This window comes from Paenibacillus koleovorans NBRC 103111 (assembly GCF_004000845.1).
Classification (GTDB): Bacteria; Bacillota; Bacilli; order Paenibacillales; family NBRC-103111; genus Paenibacillus_AA; species Paenibacillus_AA koleovorans.
This window is the reverse complement of the sequence record NZ_BIMA01000245.1, coordinates 1-1,524: the sequence shown is the minus strand read 5'-3', so window position 1 is coordinate 1,524 and position 1,524 is coordinate 1. Positions and strand designations below refer to the sequence as shown.

The following is a 1,524-nucleotide window of genomic DNA, read 5'->3' as shown; positions in this document are numbered from 1 at the left end:
CCATTTTTGGGTTTGGTTCATTTTGTCAAGTACTGATTTCGGTTTTGAGCCTTAAAAATGGCTAAGAATAAAGTCCACCCAGGCGCCTCCATCCTTCAATTCATCAAAAGAAAGCGTGATCGTAAAATACCGCTTATATTGACTTTATTTTCCATATTTGTGCTTATGAATGTATGGATCATCTCAACTAAGTCATTTAATGACACAGATATCGAGGTTAAAGATTACATTCAAATTGTGAGTGTGGCTATCGGACTTGTTTCACTTGTCTTGATACTCAAACTTGTATCCGAAACCCGCAACGAAGCCATCAAATCGACCCAACAATTCTACATCGACGACATCAACCGCATGTTTACCACCGTTCGTGGGCAGCGGCATGACTTTATGAACCACGTGCAGGTCATTTCCTCTTTTGTTCGGATGAAGAAGATTGACGATCTAGAGCGATACACGCAAGAACTGGTGGGGGAGACTTCTGAAATCAACGAAATTATGAGCATCGGCAATCCTGCTTTGGCTGCGCTCGTGCAAGCCAAATGCACCATTGCGGTGTCCTTAAAAATCGATTTTGAGTACGACTGCACCGGATTCAATAGCCGAGAACTCGGTCCCAAGTCCATCGACCTAGTCAAAGTCATAGGCAATTTGCTGGACAACGCCTTCGACGAAGTCGTGAAGTTCCCGCAAGAGCAGCGATATGTCCGATTACAATGCGGCTTAGAGCAGAACGAGCTTTTAATAACCGTCCACAATAAAGGCACCTATATCCCGCAAGACGTTCGAGCGAAGCTCTTCGAAGCCGGGTACAGCACCAAAGCCGGCGAAAATCGAGGCATAGGCTTGTCCATCGTGAAGGAGCGGTTGCAGTTCTATAACGGGACGATTGAGGTGGAGAGCGATCCAGAGGAAGGGACTACATTTTTTGTAGCGATACCAGTTAAGAAAATATCGTAGATAAATCCAAAGTTTGGAGAGGTTTGTATGATTGATTACTTGACACAGGTCTTTTCGCTCGTTTTTGCTTTCTCTTTGCCTCAAATGTTTTCGATCACTTATTGTTGTCTCACTTCTTTTGGGCTTTCAAGAACGGGCATCGTCAAACGTATTCTACTCTTCTCAATAGTCCACGCAGTCCTAGTTGATCTGTTATTCTTTGCTTTTCCCGAATTTATGAGACTGATTAACTTTTTCTCGTTATCCGTAATTCTATTTATATTGTTTTTTCAGTTTATCCCCCTGAGGAAACGATTGTTGCTCAGTGTTTGTATTGCAATCACGTACATCTTTATTGAGATGATTTTTGGCGTCATCCTACTGCAATTCAAAGTTCAAAATGATTTACTAGACAACCCCATTTTCATTCTAAGCGTATTTTGGCCAACCTCTACTGTTTTGTTTTTTGTCGCAAAATATATGGAGAGAAATAAGCTCCGTCCGGCAATTAGTATCATCCGATTCATAAGACGAAAACGAGATAGTAAAATACCGCTTATTATTACATTTTTCGCAGTCTTTATCATA

At 41.7% G+C, this 1,524-nt stretch carries 2 protein-coding genes; one reads left to right on the top strand and one right to left on the bottom strand.

Going from position 1 to position 1,524, the window contains the following annotated elements; genetic code table 11:
* Positions 1-57 precede the first annotated feature (57 nt).
* Positions 58-957: a sensor histidine kinase gene (locus PKO02S_RS31990; RefSeq protein WP_127589336.1), complete on the top strand. Its 900-nt coding sequence runs from the start codon at positions 58-60 to the stop codon at positions 955-957.
* Between the two features lie 374 nt (positions 958-1,331).
* On the opposite strand, the gene PKO02S_RS33045 is transcribed toward PKO02S_RS31990, so the two are convergent.
* Positions 1,332-1,524, bottom strand: a 193-nt coding sequence (locus PKO02S_RS33045) for a hypothetical protein (RefSeq protein WP_218033999.1), incomplete at its 5' end; no start/stop codon positions are given.